This window comes from Vibrio sp. ER1A, assembly GCF_000733315.1.
GTDB lineage: Bacteria > Pseudomonadota > Gammaproteobacteria > Enterobacterales > Vibrionaceae > Vibrio > Vibrio mediterranei.
In genome coordinates, this window is the sequence record NZ_JPJA01000088.1 from 64375 (window position 1) to 83108 (window position 18734).

Annotated in this window: 16 protein-coding genes; 4 read left to right on the forward strand and 12 right to left on the reverse strand. The window is 44.6% G+C overall.

Features of this window, described 5'->3' with window-relative positions; genetic code table 11:
- Window positions 1-111 precede the first annotated feature (111 nt).
- The 3 genes from HW45_RS15955 (at window position 112) to HW45_RS15965 (ending at window position 5716) form a co-directional block, all read left to right on the forward strand.
- Complete coding sequence (locus HW45_RS15955; RefSeq protein ID WP_038228115.1) at window positions 112-2226, forward strand: alpha-galactosidase; 2115 nt, start codon at window positions 112-114, stop codon at window positions 2224-2226.
- A gap of 278 nt (window positions 2227-2504) precedes the next feature.
- On the forward strand, window positions 2505-3878 hold the full coding sequence (gene melB, locus HW45_RS15960; RefSeq protein WP_038228117.1) for a melibiose:sodium transporter MelB: 1374 nt from the start codon (window positions 2505-2507) through the stop codon (window positions 3876-3878).
- Between the two features lie 341 nt (window positions 3879-4219).
- Entirely contained in the window at window positions 4220-5716 is a 1497-nt protein-coding gene (locus HW45_RS15965) for an ArnT family glycosyltransferase (RefSeq protein WP_081875839.1), read from the forward strand.
- Between the two features lie 75 nt (window positions 5717-5791).
- Here HW45_RS15965 and metR read toward each other — a convergent pair whose 3' ends face one another.
- Window positions 5792-6703 carry an HTH-type transcriptional regulator MetR gene (gene metR / locus HW45_RS15970; RefSeq protein WP_051868167.1) on the reverse strand — a complete coding sequence of 304 codons (912 nt, stop codon included), beginning with the start codon at window positions 6701-6703 and terminating at the stop codon, window positions 5792-5794.
- A gap of 197 nt (window positions 6704-6900) precedes the next feature.
- On the opposite strand from metR, the gene metE reads away from it, so the two are divergent.
- The gene (gene metE / locus HW45_RS15975) at window positions 6901-9180 is read left to right on the forward strand and encodes a 5-methyltetrahydropteroyltriglutamate--homocysteine S-methyltransferase (RefSeq protein WP_038228122.1); all 2280 of its coding nucleotides are present in this window, start codon (window positions 6901-6903) and stop codon (window positions 9178-9180) included.
- Between the two features lie 54 nt (window positions 9181-9234).
- On the opposite strand, the gene gspS2 is transcribed toward metE, so the two are convergent.
- The 11 genes from gspS2 to HW45_RS16030 all read right to left on the reverse strand — a co-directional run bounded on the left by gspS2 (window position 9235) and on the right by HW45_RS16030 (window position 18730).
- Window positions 9235-9639, reverse strand: a complete 405-nt coding sequence (gene gspS2, locus HW45_RS15980) for a GspS/AspS pilotin family protein (RefSeq protein ID WP_038228124.1) — start codon at window positions 9637-9639, stop codon at window positions 9235-9237.
- Between the two features lie 9 nt (window positions 9640-9648).
- Complete coding sequence (locus tag HW45_RS15985) at window positions 9649-9945, reverse strand: YciI family protein (protein ID WP_006071598.1); 297 nt, start codon at window positions 9943-9945, stop codon at window positions 9649-9651.
- Between the two features lie 73 nt (window positions 9946-10018).
- Window positions 10019-10420, reverse strand: coding sequence for an acyl-CoA thioester hydrolase YciA (yciA, locus tag HW45_RS15990; RefSeq protein ID WP_038228126.1), 402 nt, complete (start codon window positions 10418-10420; stop codon window positions 10019-10021).
- Between the two features lie 85 nt (window positions 10421-10505).
- A complete protein-coding gene (locus HW45_RS15995) occupies window positions 10506-11078 on the reverse strand; it encodes a septation protein A (RefSeq protein ID WP_038228128.1) in 573 nt (190 codons plus the stop codon).
- Window positions 11079-11256: 178 nt separating this feature from the next.
- Window positions 11257-11922 (reverse strand): hypothetical protein, encoded by a 666-nt coding sequence (locus HW45_RS28405; protein ID WP_152559683.1) that lies wholly within the window; start codon window positions 11920-11922, stop codon window positions 11257-11259.
- Between the two features lie 129 nt (window positions 11923-12051).
- Window positions 12052-13287: a dicarboxylate/amino acid:cation symporter gene (locus tag HW45_RS16005; RefSeq protein ID WP_038228130.1), complete on the reverse strand. Its 1236-nt coding sequence runs from the start codon at window positions 13285-13287 to the stop codon at window positions 12052-12054.
- Between the two features lie 351 nt (window positions 13288-13638).
- On the reverse strand, window positions 13639-14457 hold the full coding sequence (gene trpA, locus HW45_RS16010) for a tryptophan synthase subunit alpha (RefSeq protein ID WP_038228131.1): 819 nt from the start codon (window positions 14455-14457) through the stop codon (window positions 13639-13641).
- The gene (gene trpB, locus HW45_RS16015) at window positions 14457-15647 is read right to left on the reverse strand and encodes a tryptophan synthase subunit beta (protein WP_038228133.1); all 1191 of its coding nucleotides are present in this window, start codon (window positions 15645-15647) and stop codon (window positions 14457-14459) included. The genes trpA and trpB overlap by 1 nt, the downstream gene beginning before the upstream one ends.
- Window positions 15648-15693: 46 nt before the next feature.
- Complete coding sequence (trpCF, locus tag HW45_RS16020; RefSeq protein WP_038228135.1) at window positions 15694-17058, reverse strand: bifunctional indole-3-glycerol-phosphate synthase TrpC/phosphoribosylanthranilate isomerase TrpF; 1365 nt, start codon at window positions 17056-17058, stop codon at window positions 15694-15696.
- 28 nt (window positions 17059-17086) lie between these two features.
- Complete coding sequence (gene trpD / locus HW45_RS16025; protein WP_006073858.1) at window positions 17087-18085, reverse strand: anthranilate phosphoribosyltransferase; 999 nt, start codon at window positions 18083-18085, stop codon at window positions 17087-17089.
- A 39-nt stretch (window positions 18086-18124) separates the two neighbouring features.
- Entirely contained in the window at window positions 18125-18730 is a 606-nt protein-coding gene (locus tag HW45_RS16030; protein ID WP_038228137.1) for an aminodeoxychorismate/anthranilate synthase component II, read from the reverse strand.
- Window positions 18731-18734: the final 4 nt, after the last annotated feature.

The following is an 18734-nucleotide window of genomic DNA, read 5'->3' on the forward strand; positions in this document are numbered from 1 at the left end:
CGCTTTGAATAGATCATAATTGTAAACGTTTCCATGATTATGCAGTGCCTCACAGAATTTCTATGATTTGAAGCTATTATGTAGAGCAAATCGTTTCTGAGGTTAGAGTGAATGACAAATAAAACGCTGATTGAACTTAAGGGCACCAACACACAGATGCTTCTTGAAGTCGGGGAGTTAGCTGAGATTTTGCACTGGGGTAAGAACATCGATGTGTCTGACCCTCAATCACGGTTGGCGTTGCATCGCCCAGTTCCTTATGGGCGCTTGGATGATGATATCGCTATGTCTTTAACTCCGGAGTTAGCTCGCGGGTTATTTAGCAGTCCGGCCATAGAGGGACACCGCAACGGCCTAGATTGGGCGCCGGCTTTTACCATTTCAGAGACTCTCCACAAGGATGGTCAGCTTACCTTAATCAGTGAAGATGCTACTGCGGGGCTAACGTTAACCACTGAACTGCATCTGGATCAGTACGATGTGGTTAAGGTTCGCCATTCACTCACGAATACCAAGTCGGGTGCGTATCAAGTAAACCGATTAGCCAATACTCTGATGTTGCCAGAACGAGCCAAAGAGTTGATGAGCTTCTTCGGGCGCTGGGTCCATGAATTCCAAACGGTACGCCAGCCATTATTGCAAGGAGGCTTCCAACAAGAGAACCGCCGTGGGCGGACCTCTCATGAGCATTATCCAGCAATTATTGCGGGTACCAGCCATTTTGATGAAATGTCTGGTGATGTGTGGGGTTTCCATTTTGCGTGGAGTGGGAACCACAGGTTAAGAGTTGATGTGAAAGCTGATGGCCGCCGTTATGCTCAGGCTGAAGTTATCTATCTGCCCGGAGAAGTGACTCTTGAACAAGGTGAAAGTCTAACTACTCCTTGGCTGTATGCCAGTTACAGCGATAAAGGGTTGAATGGCATGAGCCAGCAATTCCATGAACACGTCCGCCACTCAATTTTACCTTCTGAGTTTGTGAATAAACCTCGTCCAATTCACCTAAATACATGGGAAGGTATCTATTTCGATCACGATCCTGACTACATTATGTCTATGGCGACACAAGCATCACAGATGGGCGTTGAGCGCTTTATTATAGACGACGGGTGGTTTAAGGGCCGCGATGGCGACAAAGCTGCGTTGGGGGATTGGTTTCTAGATGAAACGAAATATCCAAACGGTTTGCAGCCTGTTGTTGAGCATGTAAATAGTCTCGGAATGGAATTTGGCCTATGGTTTGAGCCGGAAATGATCAACAAAAATTCCGATCTTTATCGTAGTCACCCTGATTGGCTGCTGGCAGTTGATGGCTATCAACAACCTACTGGGCGAAACCAATATGTCATCGATCTTCAAAATGATGCAGCGTTTGAGTTCTTGTTTGAGCGCTTGGATTATTTCCTATCCACATACAATATCGGCTATATCAAGTGGGATATGAATCGTGAAGTGGTGCAACCTGGACACAAAGGTAGAGCGGCTGGGTATCAACAAGTGGTTCGCTATTATCAGCTGGTTGATAAAGTGCGAGAAAAACATCCTAACGTAGAAATTGAATCGTGTGCAGCAGGCGGTGGGAGAATCGATTTTGAAGTGTTGAAGCGTACCCATCGCTTCTGGGCATCAGATAATAATGGTGCGCTCGAGCGACAGTCTATACAACGAGGTATGAGCTATTTCTTCCCACCGGAAGTCATGGGGAGCCATATCGGCGCGAGTCATTGCCATAGTACCAGACGCCGTCACTCTATCGAATTTAGGGGCCTCACCGCCTTGTTCGGTCATATGGGAATCGAACTTGATCCAGTCAAAGAAAGTGACATTGAAAAGCAAGGATTTGAGCGCTACATCAAGTTGCATAAATCATTGCGATCGTTGCTACACAGCGGGAATTCATGGCGTCTTGAAACCGATGATAACGCTCATCAGATCTCGGCTGTTATTGCCAAGGACCAGTCTCAAGCGGTTATCCAGATCGCTCAGTTGGCCATGCCAACGAATTCGTTGAGTGGGCATCTACGGATACCAGGATTGGATCCTAAAGCAAGGTACAAAGTTTCCGTGATTGATAAACCTGCTTTGTTTGATGACATCGTTAACTACCAACCGCCTTGGATGGAAGAGGGATGTGAGTTAACCGGAGAATGGTGCGAAGAGATTGGGTTGACGATGCCGATACTAGACTCAGAATCTGCGGTTCTAGTGGTGTTACAGAGACTCTAAACTGTACTGATTGCAAAAAGGCTGCATGACTTTGTCTTGCAGCCTTTTTTATTGGTCTATTTGTAATCGTTTCCTGTTTGTTTTTACTCCTTAAAGCTAATATTAGATGTATTCGATCACATTTAATTTACATATTGTTATGTTTTGTTGTTTTAGATCTCATTTCTAAATATGTCCGTGTAAACGTTTCCAGTTGTGGTCATGGATCACAGAAAGGTGACTCTTCTGTCAGTAGGATTGCGCTCAGACCAATAAATCAAAGAAACTAAGTGTAACCTATGTCTGATCAACTGACTCTAAAAACCAAACTCTCATATGGCCTAGGTGCTTTAGGCAAAGACTTTGCTTGTGCGCCTATCTACATCTTCCTAATGTTCTACTTTACAGACGTCGCAGGGTTGTCCGCTGCGTTTGTCGGTTCAATCTTCCTTGTGGCCCGAATTTTCGATGCTGTGACTGACCCACTTATGGGCGTGATCGTTGACAACACTCGTTCAAAAATGGGTAAGTTCCGTCCGTGGATTGTTGTTGGGACGATTCTAAATGCGGTTGTTCTGATTGCGTTGTTTAGTACTCATATGTTTGAGGGTACAACCTTATATGTATATGCTGCGGCAGCGTACATCTTATGGGGGCTGACCTATACCATTATGGACATTCCTTATTGGTCAATGATTCCAGCGCTGTCTAGCTCTAGACAAGAACGCGAGAAGTTAGTCGTATGGCCTCGTCTATTCGCTAGCTTGGCATGGTTTATCATCGGTACTTACGGCTTGCATATTGTTGGTACGTTAGGAGATGGCAATCAAGGAGACGGTTTCTTCAATCTATCAATCCTAATCGCGATTCTATTTGTGTTAAGTGCTTTCTTGGTAGCTCGTAACGTAAAAGAAGATACCAACATCAAAGCAAACGCAGCGGAGAAGTTTAATTTCAAAGATGTCATGGTAATTATTGGTCAAAATGACCAACTAAAAGCACTGATTGGTACGGTATTATCTTTCCAAATCGCTAACTTGCTAGTGGGCGGATTTGCTATCTATTACTTTTCTTATGCGTTAGGAAATCCTGAACTTTTCCCTATCTATATGATGGTTGCTGGTGCTGCGGAAGTCGCGGGTGTTTTCTTATTCCCACGCATTGCTGCTAAGTTGCCTAGAAAGAACTTGTGGTTTATCGCTTGTGGTTTCCCGATACTCTCATGTGGCCTGTTACTTGCGATGAGTGGCTTGGCTCCGGGTAACGTGGTGCTTATCGGTCTCTCAGGTGCAGCTATCAAATTTGGTATCGGTATTGCGAATGCACTACAAACAGTGATGCTTGCTGATGTTGTGGACTATGGTGAATATAAAACTGGTCGTCGCAGCGAGAGTGTTATTTTCTCAGTTCAAACCATGTTGGTAAAATTCGCGGGTGCAGCCGGTGGCTTCATCGTTGGTGTGGGACTGTCATTAGTCGGCTATGTGCCGAACGTAGAACAAACTGCGGATACTATTTTTGGCATTGAGTTCATGATGGTGGGCTTACCTGCAATCTTAATGGCAATTAGTGGCATTGTTTACAAACGCTATTATCACTTGCACGATGGGTTTTCTGAGAGTGCGGTTCAACACATCGAACAGGTGGAATCTCAAACGGCTAACGCGCAATAATTCAACATCTCTCTAATTATTATGAATCACACGGTTTAATGCAGTTTGTACAGAATGTATTGAATGGTGTGATTCATAAATAGAATCAGTCACTTCTCGTTTTACTCTTCCGATCTGAAGGTACTCTTCTGTCCCTTCGATGCTGACATTTCATTACAGCTCTTGACTATCTATCCATATAGACTATTCATATTATAAGTGTCATTAATTTATGTAACTTATTAATAAATAAGATATTTACAGAAAAATGACTTGAAGCCATTTTGTGATGCACTTCAAGTGAGTAAAGTCTATCGCCAAAACCTTCTATTTTGACTTTTTAGGGGAGCCCTTTTTAGCCAATGTTTTCAACTATTCTCAGTTTTGACCGAGCATCCATGAGTTCAACAGATGTGCAGCGTTCGCATCGCTTTGCATTCATGTGGTGTTTTTTCTATGCCGTCGCTTGGTCTTTGGTGTCTTATCACCTAGATCCAACCGTACCTTATGACGCAGTGGAAGCGTTGAACTGGGCCAGTAATGGGGAATGGGGAAGTCCGAACAATCCGTGGTTTGTAGGCTTCTTTGCCCGTATTTTACTTGTCTCAGATACCACAGAGTTTGCATCAGCATTTTGGTATGTAGGACACTTCTCTGTTATCGCATTGGGTATGCTGGGTTGCTACAGACTCGCTTACAAACTTACAGATTCAACGGCCTTAGCTTGGTTGGGGCTACTGACTCTAAACTTATCAGGTGTTATCAATTTTGAAGCCATCCCATATAACGACAACTATTTGTTGTTTGGTTCTTGGTCATGGATTTTGCTGTTTTTTGTTAAAGCGGTTTATGAAAACGCGAAGTGGTGGTTACCGTTTGGTGTGTTAGCCGGTTGCTCTGCAATGGCTAAATACACGACCTTCGCACCAGTTGCGATGGTATTTGTACTTAGCCTTACAGTGCCAAGCGTGCGTCGCTTTTGGAAAGAACCGTATTTCTATGCCGGCATTGTTGCGTTTCTAGCTTTAGTAACACCAAACTTCTTTTGGATGTTTGCTAACAACTTCTCGTCGGTGAAGTGGGTGAGTGGTCAAGTATCGGCACAGTTGAGTCCTGGTAGTTGGTTAGCGCTGTTATCGGTATTCTATCCGTTTGTTTTGTTAGCGGCGTTGCTGGGCAAACGGGCGCTGAAACTAACTAAAGATGTGCCTGAAAAAGTATGGTTAACAACGTTCGTTTTACTCGCTCCGCTGGTGCTTATCATGGCTTGGTTTACCTTCCATAAAGGTAATCGCCTTGTGGAATGGCTACACCCGTTCTTTATGCCTGCGCCGGCAGTATTGGTTGCTTATCTGGCAAAAGATGTTGTAGGTAAACTATCGAGACCATTTAAAGTGTTGTCCGTGATGGCATTGGTTATGATTGTTGGTTATGCCTCGGTGATGATCTTTAACGTTCGCAATGCGGGGCAGAGCTTTAGTGGCATTAAGACGTTAAGCAGTGAAGCAGAACAGTTTTGGTATCAACACAATGATAAGCCACTGACATTAGTTGGTGGTACAGAGCTTTCTCAATGGTTTACCTTCTATATCGCACCTCATCCAAAAATGACAAACCAGTGGAGCAATGAGACGCTACCTAATGTTTACAATCGTCATATCACAGCAGAGGCAATTGAGCAGCAAGGTGTGTTGTTAATGGGCAATATGGGGGCAGGATGTAAAGAAGGAGTATTCGCTCGCTTTACTAATGAATGGCCGCAGTTTGTACCTGATATTCAGCAAGAAGTGATTTATCAAGATTCTCCGCAGGACAAACAACAAGCAGTATGTTTGGGAATCGTGAGTCCACGTTCTTAACCAGTACTGCGTTATAATGAATTAAGCCCTCCATTATGGAGGGCTCACTTTTTGAATCCACTTCTGCAATAGAACTTAAGCGATCTTGATACCTTCCAGATGCTGCTGACATTGCGTTCTTGCGGTGCCGAAAAAGGCTTGTAGATAGTGTTTATCCTTCTCCCCATTTCTCACCGCGGCAAAGAGCCTTCGCCAAAGCCCTTGTCCCAGTGGCTTGCTGGTAATTAATCCTTGACGAGAAAACTCACTCACTGCCCAGTTGGGTAAAGCCGCGACCCCTAAACCCGCCGATACCATTTGTACCAACATTAAGGTGTTGTCAGCTTGTTTCCATTTATTTGGTTCTATCCCTGCTGGGGTTAAGAAATGTTTGACTACATCGAGTCGTTGCTTTTGAACCGGATACGTCAATAAGGTCTGCTCTGATAGATCTTCGGGCTCAATTACAGGTTTTTCTGCTAGTGGGTGAGAGATGGACGTGACTAAACGCATCTCAAAATCGAATAGGGGTTCATAATGTATTTCAGAGCGCGGTTGGATATCGGAGGTAATCACCAAATCTAGCTCTCCAGCAACTAAAGCAGGAATAGGCTCAAAGCCAAAACCAGAGGAAAAATCGAGCTCTACATGTGGCCAAGCGAGTTGGTACTCTTTCAAAGCAGGCATCAGCCACTGAAAGCAAGAATGACAGTCTATGGCCATGTGTAAACGACCGTTGATGTCTTCCTTGAGACCCGCTAAATCACCCTCTGCTTGCGCGATGCGTGGAAGAATTTCGTTCGCGAGGTTGAGCAGTATCTCACCTTCTGAGGTAAATCGAACTGGACGTGTCTTGCGAATAAACAACGGTGAGCCGATACGCGCTTCTAAGTCCTTTAGTTGATGAGAGAGGGCGGACTGAGTTAGGTGTAGCGATGTGGCAGTCGCAGTTAGTGATCCTGTATCTCGTAGCGATGCCAATGTTTTTAAGTGCTTTAGCTCTATCATGAATATCCCTCATCCTGTTCCCTTAACTATTAACTTAACGTGATTCATAGGATGTGTAAACATCTAGACGTCCAAAATTGTTTTCTATCTGTTGTTGAATTAATTTCATATTCAATGTGAATAATTTGAGATTGTTCATATTTGTTGGCTGGGAGATAGTTTAGCCATCCAGACTGCTTCAGATAAAGGACATCAACATGACAGTAACGCACATTCTTGGCTATCCACGCATCGGTGAAAAACGCGAACTCAAATTTGCTCTAGAAAAATACTGGAAAGGGGAGAGCGACCAAGCTGCTCTCAAGCAAGCTGCAAGTGACATCAAAGAGAACAACTGGGCTCTGCAGCGCGATAATGAACTGTCTTTCGTGACAGCGGGTGATTTTGCTTGGTATGACCATGTACTTGGTACCAGCTTACTATTAGGTCATGTGCCAAAGCGACATGCTAAAGGCTTTCCTGACCTTGATACTCTTTTTCGTGTAGGGCGAGGTCAGTCACAAGCTCAGTGCGGCTGCAGTGGCGAAGCAGCGTCAGACATGACGAAGTGGTTTAACACAAATTATCACTACATTGTTCCTGAGTTTTCCTCTCAAGATAGTTTTCAAGTCAGTTGGACCCAGTTATTCGATGAGATAAATGAAGCTCAGCAAAATAACCGCAATGTGAAACCTGTGCTTCTAGGTCCCTTGAGTTACCTTTACCTTGGTAAAGAAGTCGAAGACGGTTTTGATAGACTCACACTGTTGCCACGTCTTTTGACAGCCTACCAAGCTATCTTAGCGAAGCTAGAAAAGCTGGGTGTAGAGTGGGTGCAAATTGACGAGCCAATATTGTCTCTTGAGCTTCCAAAGCCATGGCTAAGTAGTTTTAAGCTGGCTTATCAGGTAATAAGAAGTGATGTGAAGGTGCTACTGACAACCTATTTTGACTCGGTTGTTGAATCGTTAGATGTGATTAAGCAACTAAGTGTTGATGGCCTGCACATTGATGTGGCTGCGGCTCCTGAACAGCTAGATATCGTGGTTGATCAATTACCAGAAGATTGGGTGTTATCGGTCGGTACTATCAATGGTCGAAATGTATGGCGCGCAAATTTACACAGTAAGCTCCAACAATTGCAGCCAGTAAAAGAAAAGCTTGGTGAACGCTTGTGGGTGGCCACCTCATGCTCTTTGCTACACAGCCCGGTTGATTTAGAACTGGAAACCAAACTTCCAGAGGGGACAAAAAATTGGTTCTCTTTTGCCAAACAGAAGGTTAGTGAAGTGCAATGGTTGGCTAAGGCATTAGATGGCGATGAAGATGCAAAACAGTATTGTGCTCAATACAGTCAACCCATTATAGAGCGTGAGCTATCGAATTGGGTAAATAAGCCTGAGGTTCAAAAGCGTGTTGCCGCTTTGGGCCAAACCAACGGTGATCGCTGCGCACCTTATGATGAGCGAGCCCATCACCAGAAAGAAGTATTGAAGCTTCCTTTATTGCCAACTACGACGATAGGTTCGTTCCCGCAAACCTCTGAAGTTCGACAAACACGTGCGGCGTACAAACGTAATGACATTGATTTCTCAAGTTATCAAACTGCTATGCATGCGTTTATCAAAGATACGGTAGAGCGACAGGAAGCCACCGGATTAGATGTTTTGGTGCACGGTGAAGCTGAACGTAATGATATGGTGGAGTATTTTGCAGAGAATCTTTCAGGCTTTCAAACTACTCAATTTGGTTGGGTACAGAGTTATGGATCGCGCTGTGTGAAACCCGCCATCGTGGTTGCTGATATAGAACGTGACAAGCCAATGACAGTCGAGTGGTCAACCTATGCTCAGTCGTTAACCTCAAAACCAATGAAAGGTATGTTAACGGGGCCTGTGACCATCTTATGCTGGACGTTCCCTCGTGAGGATGTGACGCGACAAACGATAGCCAATCAGCTTGCATTAGCACTTCAAGATGAAGTTAATGATTTGCAGAACGCTGGAATTAACATCATTCAGATTGACGAACCTGCAATTCGCGAAGGCTTACCGTTAAAACAGCGTGACCATAAAGCGTATTTAGAGTGGGCGGTGAAAGCGTTCAAGGTGTCTGCTGCAAGTGCTAAACCAGAAACCCAAATACACACTCATATGTGTTACAGCGAGTTTAATGAAATCATTGAATCTGTGGCTGCGTTAGATGCAGACGTGATTACTATTGAAACTTCTCGTTCAAATATGGAACTGCTAAATGCGTTTGAAGAGTTTAACTATCCAAATGAGATTGGACCGGGGGTTTACGATATCCACTCTCCAAACATTCCGACCGTTGAATGGATTGAGCAGTTGATTGAGAAGGCAGCTGAGCGCATTCCTGTAGAGAGACTGTGGGTGAACCCGGACTGCGGCTTAAAAACACGTAACTGGGAAGAAACGGAAGTATCATTAAACAACTTGGTGAAAGCAGCGAGTAACTTACGTAGAAAGCTAAGTTAATCGGTGGAAAAATAAAAAAGGCTTGCAGATGCAAGCCTTTTTTGATGATTCGAATTAGTTCGCAGGCGGCTTGTCGCAATAGTCTTTTGTGACAAGCTGGTCTACCATAAGTTGGCCGCGCGAGTTGCGAATTTTGATCCGGTAGGCCAAGCCCATATCCAGATTTGACTTCACTTCACGGTCGGTACAGTAATAGTTCATGCTATTACGTAATACCGTATCAAGCGGTTTAGCGCCTTTAGCATCGGTATTATAGATCATCATAATCTCAACCGTGCCTTTGTTGGCAGAGGCCTTCATGATGGACAACGGGCCCTGTTCGATCGGCAAACCAGAAGACAACACGCTAGCGCGGCTTTGAGCTAGCATTTCTATCTGACGTTGTTGGTCATCATTGGTACTAGAACAGCCCGCTAACACGGTCACTGCCGTGATAGCCATCCAAAGAGATTTTTTCATCGTTCGCCTTTAGAATACTTTCTTAAATGGTTTAACGATAACGTTAGCATAAACACCAGCTTCAATGTACGGGTCGGCATCTGCCCATTGTTGCGCTGCTGCTAACGACTCGAACTCAGCAATAACGGTTGAGCCTGTAAACCCAGCATCTCCCGGATTATCACTGTCAATGGCTGGCATTGGGCCTGCGGTGAGCAATCGACCTTCATCTTGGAGTGTTTGAAGTCTTTCCAGATGTTGTGGGCGAACGCTGAGACGTTTTTCTAGTGAGTTCTCAACGTCTTGTGAAAAAATAACGTACCACATATTTGTTTCCTTCAAATAGTCATGTCCTCTTAAGATGTCATTTTTTCACGGAAAAGTCATCGCTAGAACTGCTTTAATTTGGATTAATTGGACGGGGGCGTCCATTTGCATCAATGGCAACGTAATGGAAGGTAGCTTCACATACTTGGTAACGCTCACCGACACCCTCTAGACTTACTGGTTTAACCCATACTTCTAGATTGATAGTCATTGAGGTGTTACCAATTTTGGTGCATTCACCGTAGCAGCAAACTACATCACCAACTTTTACGGGGTGCTTGAACGTGATTCCTGAAACTGAAACCGTCACGATACGGCCATGAGAGATCTCTTTAGCCAGGATACCGCCAGCTAAGTCTAATTGAGACATAATCCAACCACCAAATATATCGCCATTCGCGTTGGTATTCTCCGGCATAGCCAGCGTGCGAATTATAGGTTGGCCTTTAGGTGTGTTTGATGTTGTATTGGTCATGGTTATAGTCTTCCTGAAACAAGACAGCGACCCGTAGGTCGCTGTTTTCAATTATCTGCGGAGTATACAAAACTTCCGCCTTGAATCAAGATGTATGATCTTGGTTCTCATTTTTGGCAGGTTTGCCTTCTTCATCTTTCGGAATGTGTTTGTAGATATACACACCAGTGAGAATGGTGAAGAGCAGGGTAGCGGCCAATAGACCGAAGACTTTAAAGTTTACCCAAACGTCGAGTGGAAGGGAGTAAGCGACGTAAATGTTCAAACCCGCGCAGAAAGAAAAGAAGCCGACCCATGCATAGTTTACTTTGGCCCAAACCGCGTCAGGTAAGGTGATTTCTTTACCCAGCATACCTTTAATAGCACTTCGTCCCATCGCATGACTAACCGCTAGACCTATCGCAAATATCACGTAAACAATAGTTACTTTCCATTTTATGAAGTTGTCATCATGCAAGAATATTGTCATGCCCCCAAACACAGCGACCATTAAGAATGTAATGACCTGCATTTTTTCGACTTTCTTATATAGGAAATAGGTGACGACGATTTGAACAGCGGTTGCGACGATCAATGCGCCCGTAGCCACGTAGATATCTTGCATCTTATATAGAACGAAAAAGATAATCAGTGGAATAAAATCAAGTAGTTGCTTCATGTTTCTCGCAAACCTTTTAGTGATGATTCACGACAGTGTAACCAAAACGTTGCCAATACAAAACAATTTGAACAAATTCGTGGTGAAGATGCTCGGGACAAGGGAGGTGTGCCAGTGACGAGACGAGCTAGAAAGACCCGAAAAGTCGGGCCTTTGTTAATCTTCTATTCCTAATACACTATTCGGTGATAGGTTTTTTTAAACCAGAGATCGATGCGTACTGAGGGGGGTTAAGATCCTGCGGTTTTATTTGCACTCTGGCATCACTGGCTCGGCAGACACCATCGGTGAAATTGCCGCCACGGATGTACTTGTGTATGCCATCAAATCCGTTTTTATAGTAGGAGTCTAGCTTTCCTCTGTAACCGTAGTAAGTACATTTATCGTAGCCCCAGCCATACATATAATCCGCAAGAGCTTGAGCGAAGCTTCGCTGACCATTTACCCAAGAGGCACTGTTACAGTTATAGCATTTGATTTTGCCTGTAAAAGTCTTTGGAAGGCCATTTTCTTTTAGTCGGTCGACGACATACCTGTGACCCACGACAGTGCCCCAGCATTTAGCCATGGTGATATGTTCTTTCCCCGGGAATCCATGTCCACGGATATATATTTGGTCATCATTAGAAATATTGACCAGTTCGTTAATGGTAACGCCTTTTTGATACCAGATCTGAATGGCTTCTTTATCTTTGGTCGTAGCAAGATGTTGTATCCACCGATGGTTTTTGCGATGCATAATGTTGTCGGAGAAATTGCCATCTTCGTCGGTCATTTCACCATATTCCATCCAAGCTCGAGCGTCAGAGGTTGGTGTTGGCATATAAAAGATTATCTTTCCCATGGGTACGTCAAACTCCTTTTGTTTGTAACCATAGATAACCTAGTAGAAAAGTCGTATTAAAACAGTTTTATATAAAAAAGGGCTGTCACTATAAAGTGACAGCCCGTGAAACCGGTTTTTTGACCTAAGTTACGCTTGCTGTTTTTGTAACTCAGCCTCTTGTGCTTCTTCTTCAACCAGAGCATCAACGATGACCGCACAAGCTGCATCACCAGTGATGTTTAGAGCAGTACGAATCATGTCGAAGATACGGTCTAGAGCGAATAGAAGAGGTAGGCCTTCAATAGGAATGCCTGCCGCCAGTAGTACCGCTACGACAAGGAATGACGGGCCAGGAACACCGGCTTGACCAACCGCACCCAATGTCGATGTCACGATGATAGCAATGTATGCGCCCATTGAAAGATCGATATTGAATAACTGTGCAAAGAAGATAGCTACCAGACCATAGTAAATTGCATTACCAGACATATTGATGGTCGCACCAAGTGGCAGTACGAACGATGCGGTCGAGTTCTTAACGCCTAATTCTTTTTCTACTGTGTCCATAGTTACAGGCAGTGTAGCCATTGAAGAAGCCGTCGAAAGCGCAACTGCTTGAGGCTTTTTCATGGCACTAATGAACTTCTTCGCTGAGGTCTTTGTAAACACTTGAATCATCAGAGGGTATACAACAAAGCCGAAGATAAGAATGGCTGCGATGTAGACGACGAACAGCTTGAATACCACCATTAGCGCACCAAAGCCAAAGGTGCCAACGGCTTCTGCCATTAGGCCGAATACGCCGATAGGAGCAATGATCATCACTTTGTTGATCATCCACACCATAACATCAACGATTGCGTTTACGCCATTAAGAAGAGGGTTACGACGAGTTTCTTCTAGTTTAGAAAGGCCGATACCAAAGAATAGGCAGAACACCAAGATCTGTAGGATGTTTGCTTCATTTAAGGACTGAAAAACGTTGGTCGGGATCATACCTGTAATGGTTGCCCAGAAAGAAGGTAGGTCGCCCTTAGAAGCGTATTCAGCAGAGAACATGCCTTCGATGCCTGCTGTATCGATATTAATACCTGGTTGGAACACTTCACCCATAACAAGCGCTAACGCCACTGCTAGAGCTGAAGTTAGACCAAAATAAGCTAGTGTGGTGACACCAACTTTACCTGCGTTACTACTGTTACCAAGACCTGCAGCACCTGAAATCAGAGCTACAGCAACCAAAGGAATGACTAACATCTTAATTAGATTAATAAAGATAGTACCCAATGGGGCAAACATAGACGCAGATTCACCCATCATGGCACCGATTAGGGTACCTAGGATCATTGCAATCACGACTTGGACGCCAATATTGTTTAGCATCAACTTTTCTTTTAACACTTCCTTAACTCCTGTGCTAATAAATTATAAAATCCTAGCATAGTCTTCCAGATGAACGGCAAATGTTAGACTAATGTTCGTTGGAGTTTTTACACTTTATTAGCACTGTTAGCAATAGATAGAAATCAATTAGAGGTGATTTAGATAAGAATATTAGAAGGAATGCTGTTCTATTGACCGATAGCAAACGTTTGCTTTGAATTTGGTTAATAATTACTTACGGATTGAAAGATATTGATAATAGTTGTGAAAGTTAAGATGTAAAAAAAAAGTTGCGCAATTGACGCAACTTTTCTGTTATGAAAGGGCGAAATGAACTGTCTAAAAAAACGTCTACCTTTGTGTCGCGGCTTTCATCGCTTTAACAAATTCAGAAAGTTTGTTTAGCATTTTTTCTGGCTCTGCTAAGTTGTTTTCGATGATTTTAACGACCGCAGAGCCAGAAATAGCTCCTGCCGCACCAGCAGCCAATGCCTCAGAGACTTGTTTCGGCTCAGAAATACCAAAACCAAGTAATGATGGCGGAGCATCATGTTTAGTGAGCTTATCTAGCTGAGTATTCATAGGCATATTAGCTTTAGTTTCAGTACCAGTTACTCCGGCTCTCGAAAGCAGGTAGGTATAGCCGCCGCCTAGTTTTGCCACTTGCTGAATGGTTTCTTCACTCGCTGTTGGTGGCGCAATAAAGATAGGGTGAATACCGTGTTTATGAGCCGCTTCAACAAACTCTTTGCTTTCGTTAGTTGGGACGTCAGCGATAAGTACTGAGTCGACGCCCACTTCCGCGCATTTCTTATAGAAAGTGTCAACGCCACCTGAGTAGACGAGGTTTGCGTACATGAGCAATCCAATTGGAAGCTCTGGGTATTTTGAGCGTATTTGTGCCAGTAGCTCAAAACAGATAGTCGGTGTGGTTTTTGAGTCCAAAGCACGAATGTTTGCGCCTTGAATAGTAGGACCGTCCGCTTGAGGGTCTGAAAACGGCATGCCAAGCTCTAGCGCATCAGCCCCAGACTCAACTAAGGTTTCGATGATTTTCAGAGACAGCTCTGGGGTTGGGTCTCCCATTGTCACGAAAGGAACGAAAGCGCCTTGATTCTTCTCGCCTAGGCGTTGAAACATTTCTTTGTAGCGATCTTGATTCAGGCTCATTACATAACTCCTTTTTCTTTTAAGATATCGTGAACGGTGAATATATCTTTGTCTCCGCGTCCTGATAGGTTAACAACAAGAAGTTGTTCCTTCTCTGGGTTTTCGCGTGCCATCTTTAACGCGTAAGCCAGTGCGTGTGAAGACTCAAGAGCTGGGATAATACCTTCTCCGCGTGCTAGTTCTTGGAATGATTCGAGCGCTTCGTCGTCAGAAATAGACTCGTATTCTGCTCGACCAATACTATTGAGATAAGCGTGCTGTGGTCCAACAGATGGGAAATCGAGACCTGCAGAGACGGAATAAGACTCCTCTATTTGGCCATTTGGATCTTGCATAAGTGGTGCTTTCATGCCGAAGAAGATACCTGTAGTACCATGCTTCAATGGTGCGCCGTGTTGGTCTGTATCAATCCCTAGTCCAGCTGGCTCAACACCGATTAAGCGAACGCTCTCTTCTTCAATAAAGTCTGCAAACATGCCAATGGCATTTGAGCCACCGCCGACACAGGCAATAACAGCGTCAGGAAGAACCCCTTCACGTGCTAGGATTTGATTTTTGGTTTCTTCACCAATCATACGTTGGAATTCACGTACAATGGTTGGGAACGGGTGAGGGCCTGCGGCTGTACCTAGCAAATAGTGCGCATCTTCGTAGCTGGCTGACCAGTCACGTAGTGCTTCATTACAGGCATCTTTTAGTGTTGCTGAACCCGAATGAACTGGAATTACCTCAGCACCCATTAGACGCATGCGGAAAACGTTAGGGCTTTGACGTTCTACGTCTTTTGCACCCATATATACTCGGCATTTAAGTCCAAGCAACGCACAAGCAAGTGCTGTTGCTACCCCATGCTGACCAGCACCTGTTTCGGCAATAATTTCATTTTTACCCATACGTTTGGCAAGCAAAGCTTGGCCAAGTACTTGGTTGGTTTTGTGAGCACCACCGTGAAGTAAATCTTCACGTTTAAGGTAAAGCTTCGTTTTGGTGCCTTTGGTGAGGTTGCGAGTTAGTGTGAGTGCCGTTGGACGTCCCGCGTATTCTTGTAGTAGGGACATAAACTCTGAACGAAATTCAGGGTCATCCTGAGCATCGATAAAGGCTTGCTCTAGTTGATCCAGTGCAGGGACAAGGATCTGTGGAACAAATTGTCCACCGTATTCGCCAAAATAGGCATCTAATTTAGACATGGTAAATTCCTTTAGTTGAAACTTGTTACTCGTACTAGAGCAAGTTTTAGTAATCTCGAATTAATGCGAAGGCTTGGTTGAGTTTTTCGGCATCTTTCTTACCCGGTGCGGACTCAACGCCCGAATTGAGATCTAAGCCGATGCATCCAAGCTCACTAGCTTGCTTAACATTCTCAGGAGACAGTCCTCCAGCTAGCATAATGTCAGTGGTGTTATTTAATAATTGCCAGTCAAAGCTTTTCCCGGTACCGCCTGATTGCTCACCCACCTTGGCATCCAATAAGTGGCGGTCAACATTGATTCTGTTTAGGTCTGGCAGCTCATCGGTGACACCGTGTGCTTTCCACACTTTGATATCATCATTAAGAAGAGGTTTGAGTGTATCTACGTAGGCTTGGTCTTCGTTACCGTGCAGCTGTACCGCAGACAGTTTCAGTTGATTTGCTGTATCTGCGACAAACTCCGGGTTATGGTTTTGAAACACGCCAACAAACTCGAGTGGAGCGCCACTCATGACCATGCGAGCTGATTCTAAATCGACGTAGCGAGGAGACTTTTCTACGAAAATCAACCCACCTTTTACTGCGCCAGCCTGGTAAGCTTTTGCCGCATCGTCTGCTTGGGTCAGGCCACACACTTTGTTTTCTCCGAACAGCACTTTACGAACGGCAAGTTCTAAGTTGTCTTCTGCCATGAGCGAACTACCGATTAGGAAGCCATTAGCAAACGGACAAAGATCTCGAACTTGCTGGTGGTTATAAATACCAGATTCAGAGATGATGATGGTTCCTTCAGGAAGTTTTGGAGCAAGCTCCTTAGTGCGTTCAAGATTCACCGACAGGTCACGAAGGTTGCGGTTGTTGATGCCGACAACTTTCGCCTTAAGCGCAATAGCTCGCTCTAGTTCTTCTTCGTTACTTACTTCGGTGAGAATACCAAGGTCGAGAGACTCTGCAACGGCTGCAAGCTCACGATATTCGTCATCATTAAGTACTGAAAGCATCAAAAGAATAGCGTCAGCATTGTAGTGGCGAGCAAGATAGACCTGATAAGTGTCAATCATAAAGTCTTTACATAGCACTGGCTGTTTAACCTGACGACGAACTTGGGGTAGGAAGTCAAAGTTACCTTGGAAATACTTCTCATCGGTCAAAACAGAGATCGCGCTTGCGTGGTTGTTGTACACCGAGGCTATGTAGTCCAAGTCGAAATCGTCGCGGATTAACCCTTTAGATGGGGACGCTTTTTTGCACTCAAGAATGAAGGCAGCTTTTCCTGTCGACAGCGCTCCATAAAAGCTGCGATCTGATGGCACTAGATCGGCCTTAAAGCTTTCTAGCGGTTGAGACTCTTTACGAGCCGCAACCCAGATTTTTTTGTCTTCGACGATTTTTGCTAATACCGTTTCCATTTTCTTTTCCTATGTTGTCGTCGATGGTTTATCCGCGCTCAGCGAGTTGCTGGACGAGCTGATACGCTTTACCTGAATTCATTGCGTCTATCGCTTGTTGAGCATTGGACTTAAGGTCGTCATGCCCAAACAGTTTCATCAATAGTGCAACGTTGACAGCAACAGCGCCAAGTTGAGCGTCAGTCCCTTTTCCGGTCAGCATATTGGTGATGATTGCACGGTTTTCTTCTGGCTCACCACCTTTGATAGCCTCAAGTGGATGAGCATCTAAGCCGAAATCTTCTGGTGTTAACGTGTACTCGGTAATTTTCCCGTCTTTGATTTCTGCTACTAGCGTTTCGCCATGAATTGCTACTTCGTCTAGACCGCTACCGTGTACTACAGCTGCACGTTTCATCCCCATTTGTAGCATGGTTTCTGCGATAGGACGAACCAGTTTCGCGTCATAAACGCCCATCAATTCGATGTTTGGTCTTGCAGGGTTAATCAGTGGACCTAAAATATTGAAGATAGTACGAGTTTTCATGGTTTGGCGAACAGGCATCGCATGACGAACACCACCGTGATATTGCGGCGCAAATAGGAAGGCAACACCAATATCATCAACGGCTTTGCGTGTGTCCTCGGCAGACATCGCTAGGTTGATACCAAAAGAGTCGAGTAGGTCAGAAGAACCAGATTTGCTCGACACACCGCGGTTACCATGCTTCGCTACTTTTAGACCACAAGCAGCGGCAACAAATGCTGCGGTTGTGGAAATGTTGATAGTGTTGGCTCCATCGCCGCCAGTACCCACGATATCTGCGAAGTCATAGTCAGGACGAGGGAAGGGATTGGCATTGGCTAATAGCGCTTTGGCTGCACCAGCGATCTCCTCTGGGGTTTCACCTTTGATTTTCAGAGCGGTCAACGCGGCAGACATCAAAATAGGGTCAAGTTCCCCTTTAATGATAGTGTCAAACAACTGCTGGCTCTCTTGTTGAGACAGGTCTTGTTGGTCGTAAAGTTTATTAATAATAGTTTCCATGATTACGATTCCTTGAATTTGGTTCAGTTGTTTGAATGATTAAAGCTGTTTCGTTGCCCACGCAATAGCGTTACTTAGCAACGTTGCGCCATACGTCGTCATGATCGACTCTGGGTGATACTGAAAACCGCAGACGCGGTCTTGTTCATGCGCTACAGACATAACCAAACCATCGACTTCTGCAGTGATATTTAAGCTGTCAGGCACTGTTGTTGCGACCAAAGAGTGATAACGTGCGATAGCCATTGGTGATGGCAGTCCTTGATAAATGCTGTGGTTATCATGAGCCATCATCGAGACTTTGCCGTGAATGATTTCTCCAGCACCAGCTACCACACCACCGTAAGCTTCTACAATCGCTTGGTGACCTAGACAAATACCGATCATAGGGACTTTGCCACGCAGTTTTTTGATGAGTTCTGGCATGCATCCGGCATCTGCTGGCGCGCCTGGGCCTGGAGAAAGTACAACCACCGGATTGTCCAATTCAAGCACCGCGTTGGCTATGACGTCTGCGGCAATATGATTACGATAGATTTTTACGTTGTGGCCTAAGCTACGGAATTGGTCGACAAGGTTGTAGGTAAATGAATCGAAGTTGTCGACAAACACAATGTTGGCTTTGCTGGAAATAGTAGTAGACATCGTG

Excerpts from the sequence above, each read along its gene's own strand:
- HW45_RS15955 (WP_038228115.1), top strand. The coding sequence starts at position 112 with ATGACAAATAAAACGCTGATTGAACTTAAGGGCACCAACACACAGATG.
- melB (WP_038228117.1), top strand. The coding sequence starts at position 2,505 with ATGTCTGATCAACTGACTCTAAAAACCAAACTCTCATATGGCCTAGGT.
- HW45_RS15965 (WP_081875839.1), top strand. The coding sequence starts at position 4,220 with ATGTTTTCAACTATTCTCAGTTTTGACCGAGCATCCATGAGTTCAACA.
- metR (WP_051868167.1), bottom strand. The coding sequence starts at position 6,703 with ATGATAGAGCTAAAGCACTTAAAAACATTGGCATCGCTACGAGATACA.
- metE (WP_038228122.1), top strand. The coding sequence starts at position 6,901 with ATGACAGTAACGCACATTCTTGGCTATCCACGCATCGGTGAAAAACGC.
- gspS2 (WP_038228124.1), bottom strand. The coding sequence starts at position 9,639 with ATGAAAAAATCTCTTTGGATGGCTATCACGGCAGTGACCGTGTTAGCG.
- HW45_RS15985 (WP_006071598.1), bottom strand. The coding sequence starts at position 9,945 with ATGTGGTACGTTATTTTTTCACAAGACGTTGAGAACTCACTAGAAAAA.
- yciA (WP_038228126.1), bottom strand. The coding sequence starts at position 10,420 with ATGACCAATACAACATCAAACACACCTAAAGGCCAACCTATAATTCGC.
- HW45_RS15995 (WP_038228128.1), bottom strand. The coding sequence starts at position 11,078 with ATGAAGCAACTACTTGATTTTATTCCACTGATTATCTTTTTCGTTCTA.
- HW45_RS28405 (WP_152559683.1), bottom strand. The coding sequence starts at position 11,922 with ATGGGAAAGATAATCTTTTATATGCCAACACCAACCTCTGACGCTCGA.
- HW45_RS16005 (WP_038228130.1), bottom strand. The coding sequence starts at position 13,287 with ATGCTAAACAATATTGGCGTCCAAGTCGTGATTGCAATGATCCTAGGT.
- trpA (WP_038228131.1), bottom strand. The coding sequence starts at position 14,457 with ATGAGCCTGAATCAAGATCGCTACAAAGAAATGTTTCAACGCCTAGGC.
- trpB (WP_038228133.1), bottom strand. The coding sequence starts at position 15,647 with ATGTCTAAATTAGATGCCTATTTTGGCGAATACGGTGGACAATTTGTT.
- trpCF (WP_038228135.1), bottom strand. The coding sequence starts at position 17,058 with ATGGAAACGGTATTAGCAAAAATCGTCGAAGACAAAAAAATCTGGGTT.
- trpD (WP_006073858.1), bottom strand. The coding sequence starts at position 18,085 with ATGGAAACTATTATTAATAAACTTTACGACCAACAAGACCTGTCTCAA.
- HW45_RS16030 (WP_038228137.1), bottom strand. The coding sequence starts at position 18,730 with ATGTCTACTACTATTTCCAGCAAAGCCAACATTGTGTTTGTCGACAAC.